Raw genomic sequence first — 4,282 nt, forward strand, 5'->3', positions numbered from 1 at the left:
GGATTCACCCATCGATCCAGCGGTCTGCGGGTCACCGACCAGCTCGCGGACGGCACGCACGAACGCCTCCGGATCGTCCGGTGCGACGGCGACTCCACCGCCGGAGTCGGCCAGGATCCGGGGAACCGCCGTGTCCGGATCGATCGCCGCCAGGACCGGTCGGCCCGCCGCCATGATCGAGTACGTCTTCGACGGAACCGAGACGCGCGCGAGACCGGCCTTCAGCGGCACGACGTGGACGTCACCGGTCGCGAGCAGTTCGGCGAGCCGCTCGCCGTCGACGTACCCGCGGAACACGATGTTGGGGACGTCGACAGCCGACGCCTCGAGATCGGCGCGGGCGGCACCGTCACCGTTGACCAGGAACGTCACCTCGGGGAGCGCCCGCGCGGCGTGGACCATCAGATCGAGCGATTGCGAGAAGCCGACGTTGCCGCCGTAGAGAACGACCGGTCCGTCACCGAGGCCGAGTTCGGCTCGGTAGGGGGTGAGTCGATCGAGTGGCCGGATCGCGTCGGTATCCACGAAGTTGGGGATCTCATGGACGCGCGAGCGTCGCTCCGCCGGAAGCTTGGCACGCACGTTCTCGGCCAGATCGTCCGAGAGGACGGTGACCGCGTCAGCCGATCGGTAGCTGAGACGTTCGAGCCACCGCGCCGCGGCGATCACCCGTGGGTTCGTGATCGCTCCGGTCTCGATCGCGGCGTCGGGGAAGACGTCCTGGATGTTGAAGACCAGCGGCGCGCGCCGGATCATCGCGGCGATCTTCCCCGTGAGCCCGAGCGTCAGCGGCGGGGACATCGCGATCACGACGTCCGCGCGCCGGAACCATCCACCGGTCCGGACCGCTTGGATTCCGGCGAGTGCCGAGTAACCGACGAACCCGATCGCTCGCCGCAACAGGTTGCTCTTGTCGTCACCAGGGAAGGGATGGACGCGAGTGATCGAACCCCATGTGGTCTCCTCGCGCCGCACCCATCGTCCGGTCCAGCCGGGCTCGATCGCATGAGACCGGTACCACGGCAGAGCAGTGACGACGTGGACACGGTGACCGAGAGAGACCAACTCGTCGACGATGCGCGTCATCACCGTGCCGGTCGGAGCCGTATCGGGCGCGAAGTGCGGGCACAGCACGACCACGCCGACCGACGACCGCTTCGTCACGATGCAGTGACCTCGTGCGCCAATCGATACGCCGACGCGATTCCGGCGCCCGATGCGACCGTGGTGAAGTCCTGCGCCCGGCGCAGGCCGGCAGCGACCATCGCATCGCGCTCGCGATCGACCCGGTCGAGCACATCCGCCCACGCTTCGTGATCGAGTGGCAGCGAGAGGCCGGCGTCCGCGACGACTTCACTCAGCGCAGGCTGATCGGAGCACACGACCGGCGTGCCCAGTGCCATCGCCTCGACGACCGGCGCTCCGAACCCCTCGTACTCGCTGGGAAAGACGAGCGTGTCGGCGAGGCGGATCAAGCCGTCCCGGTCGGCATCGTCGACACGACCGGCGAACACCACCCGATCCTCCAGTCCCAACCGGGCGACGTCGGACCGGATCGCAGCATCGGCAGCGCCGGGGCCACCGAGCAGGACCACTCGGAGATCGGGATCGGGCCAGTGGCGCGCCATCACGTCGAGCAGGAACCGGTGGCCCTTGTGTGGGTGCGTGATCGCGGGGAGGACCAGGATCCGACCGCCACCGAGCGCGAAGGCGCTGCGGAGTTCCGCTGCGGACCGCGCCCGAGCTCCGAGGTCGGGTTCGACCCCGTGCGGGACGACGACGACGCGCTCCGGGTCGACATCGAAATGCTCGATGACCGTCCCGCGCACGTACTGCGTCGGGACCGCCACGACCGACGCCCGGGCCACTGAGCGCGGCATCGCCGTTCGCAGGTAGCGCAATTTGGTCGTGGACACGTACTCCGGGAACGTCTCGTACTGGAGGTCGTGGATGGTCAACACGATCGGGCGCCCACCGGCCGCGGGTGCCGTCCCGCCGCCGTGGTGCACCACGTCGGCCGAACGGGTCCGCCGCGCCAACCACGTGTGCTCGGCCAGCACACGACGACCTCGATTCGTACCGTCGATCTCGGCCGCGACCAGTTCGAAGCGTGCGCTCAACTCAGGGTGAGCATCCGCGAACGATCGGACGCAGTAGATCGTCGGAACGAACTCCGACGCCTGCGATCCGAGGCCATCGAGTTGACGCGCGAGGTACTGCTCCGAGCCGCCGACCTTGCCGGGCACACACCACAGCAGGTTCACCGCAACGTTCACCGTCGCGTCCGAGCGGCCATCGGGGGCGATGTGTGAGGGCGCTGCGTTCACGAGACCAACTCACGATAGACAGCGGCCGTCGCGTGCGCCGAGTTCGTCCACGACAGCTCACCCGCCCGACGGCGCGACGCGTCGGCCATCTCGGGCGCCCGATCGAGCGCCTCGGACACACCGCGGGCGATGTCGTCGACGTCGAACGGATCGACGAGCACCGCGGCGCCATCGGCCACCTCCTCGGTCGACGTTCCCCTGCTCGTCACGACTGCCGTCCCTTGTGCCATCGCTTCGGACACCGGGAGCCCGAACCCCTCGCGCTCGCTCGGGTAGGCGAACACTGTCGCCGCCGCGTACAGACCGCGCAGCTCCGCGTCCGACACCGAACCGACGAACCGCACGTCGTGGGGTGCCGAGCCGATCGCGTCCTCGACGTGGTCGCGCTCGTCGCCCCATCCGCCGGCCCCCGCGATGACCAGCGGAATCGAGGCCGGGCCCCCGACCCGGGACATGGCGGTGACGAGGCGCCGCAGGTTCTTGCGCGGCTCGAGCGTTCCGACGAAGAGGACGAAACGCTCCGGAAGATCGAATCGCGTGCGAACCCGATCGATCTCACCCACCGTCGCCGGGAGCACGTCGACTCCGAGCGGGACCAGCCGCAGCTGGTCGTCTGCGAATCCGGCGTCGCGGCAATCGTCCATCGTCGCCCGACTCGGGCACACCACGCGATCGGCGCGCCGCCGTGCGACATCGAGGCTGCGCATCATCGACTTCGCGCCGTGCTTCGTGAACTTCTCCGGGGTGTGCAGGAACGCGACGTCGTGGATCGTGACCACGAGTGGAGCGGAGGTTCCGCACGGGATCAGACCCGTCGCATGCGCGACGTCGATCGGGCCGGTCACCGACTCCACCTTCGGCCAGTTCAACCGGGTCCACGATTCGTAGAGGAGCGGTCGCGCCAGCGGAAGCATCGCGACCGCGCCCTCCGGCCGGAAGATCTCGGGCGGGATCGCCGCGTGCTTCCCGGCGACGAGGTGGAGATCGATCTCGGCCGCGAGTGCCGTGTCGCGGCGCAGCTCACGGGCGATCCGCAGGGCGGCGATCGCCGTGCCACCCGGGGCGTCGTGCCAGCATTGCTCCAGCGTGTAGGCAACGCGGATCGAGGAGGAGTCCACGGTCGGCAGTCTGGCAGCTCGGTCCGCGATGCGCGACCCGCGTCAGAGAATGCCCGCGGCGCGAGCAGGCTCGGCGTACCAGTCGGCGAGCGATTCGACCGTCTCGTGCGCGTTCAGCCCGCTCGGGTTCGGGACGATCCACAACCGGGCTCCCTCGAGACCCCCGTCCCGCTCCCCCATCGACGCGGCGGGTTCGTCGAACGCCGAGCGGAACGCGGTCACGCCGGCGACGGCGACGACTCGCGGTCGGTGCGCCCGAACGAACGCACGCAGTTCGTTCCCACCGTCGACCAACTCCTGCTTGGTGAGTTCCGACGCGCGGGCCGTCGCGCGGTGGGCGACGTTGGTGATCCCGATTCCCCGCTCGATCAGGTGCGCACGATCGTCGTCGGACATCCCGCGCCCGCGATCGATCTCACGCTCGATGATCCCCGCCCGGAGCAGCGCCGGGTAGAAGCGATTGCTCGGGTATGCGAAATGCGTCTGGGTTGCAGCGGTCCACAACCCGGGGTTGATCCCGACGAAAAGCAGTCGCAGGCCCGGGCCGACCAGATCGTCGACGGTCGCTCCGACGTAGGTCTCGAGCTCGGCGCGTGTGAATCCCATCTCGTACCGAGTCCGGGGTCAGAGTCGAGCGACGAGTTCGGCGAGCGGTTCGCGGAAATCACGCAGCGGTCGGTGGCCGAGCGAGGTCCAGCGCACGTTGTCGAGCACGCTGTTCGCCGGCCGCGGCGCCGGTCGTGGCGGGTCGAGATCCGCCGAGGAGATCGGCTGGACCCGTGCGGGGTCGTGGCCGCACGCCTGCAGGATCTCCCGGACGAACCCGTACCACGACAC

Annotated in this window: 5 protein-coding genes; all 5 read right to left on the bottom strand. The window is 69.3% G+C overall.

All coding sequences use genetic code 11. The features are described 5' to 3' along the window. Positions 1–1,164: glycosyltransferase family 4 protein (locus tag WBV89_RS17540; RefSeq protein WP_423982630.1), on the bottom strand; the 1,164-nt coding region annotated here is incomplete at its 3' end. Further along, entirely contained in the window at positions 1,161–2,327 is a 1,167-nt protein-coding gene (locus WBV89_RS17545) for a glycosyltransferase family 4 protein (RefSeq protein WP_423982631.1), read from the bottom strand. The genes WBV89_RS17545 and WBV89_RS17540, both read right to left, overlap by 4 nt. Then, a complete protein-coding gene (locus tag WBV89_RS17550; RefSeq protein ID WP_423982632.1) occupies positions 2,324–3,445 on the bottom strand; it encodes a glycosyltransferase family 4 protein in 1,122 nt (373 codons plus the stop codon). The genes WBV89_RS17545 and WBV89_RS17550 overlap by 4 nt, the downstream gene beginning before the upstream one ends. Before the next feature lie 42 nt (positions 3,446–3,487). Continuing rightward, on the bottom strand, positions 3,488–4,051 hold the full coding sequence (locus WBV89_RS17555; protein ID WP_423982633.1) for a mismatch-specific DNA-glycosylase: 564 nt from the start codon (positions 4,049–4,051) through the stop codon (positions 3,488–3,490). Positions 4,052–4,069: 18 nt separating this feature from the next. Then, on the bottom strand, positions 4,070–4,282 hold a 213-nt coding region (locus WBV89_RS17560), incomplete at its 5' end, for a sugar nucleotide-binding protein (protein WP_423982634.1).

Source organism: Ilumatobacter sp. (genome assembly GCF_049588435.1).
Lineage (GTDB): Bacteria > Actinomycetota > Acidimicrobiia > Acidimicrobiales > Ilumatobacteraceae > Ilumatobacter_A.

Excerpts from the sequence above, each read along its gene's own strand:
- WBV89_RS17555 (WP_423982633.1), bottom strand. The coding sequence starts at position 4,051 with ATGGGATTCACACGCGCCGAGCTCGAGACCTACGTCGGAGCGACCGTC.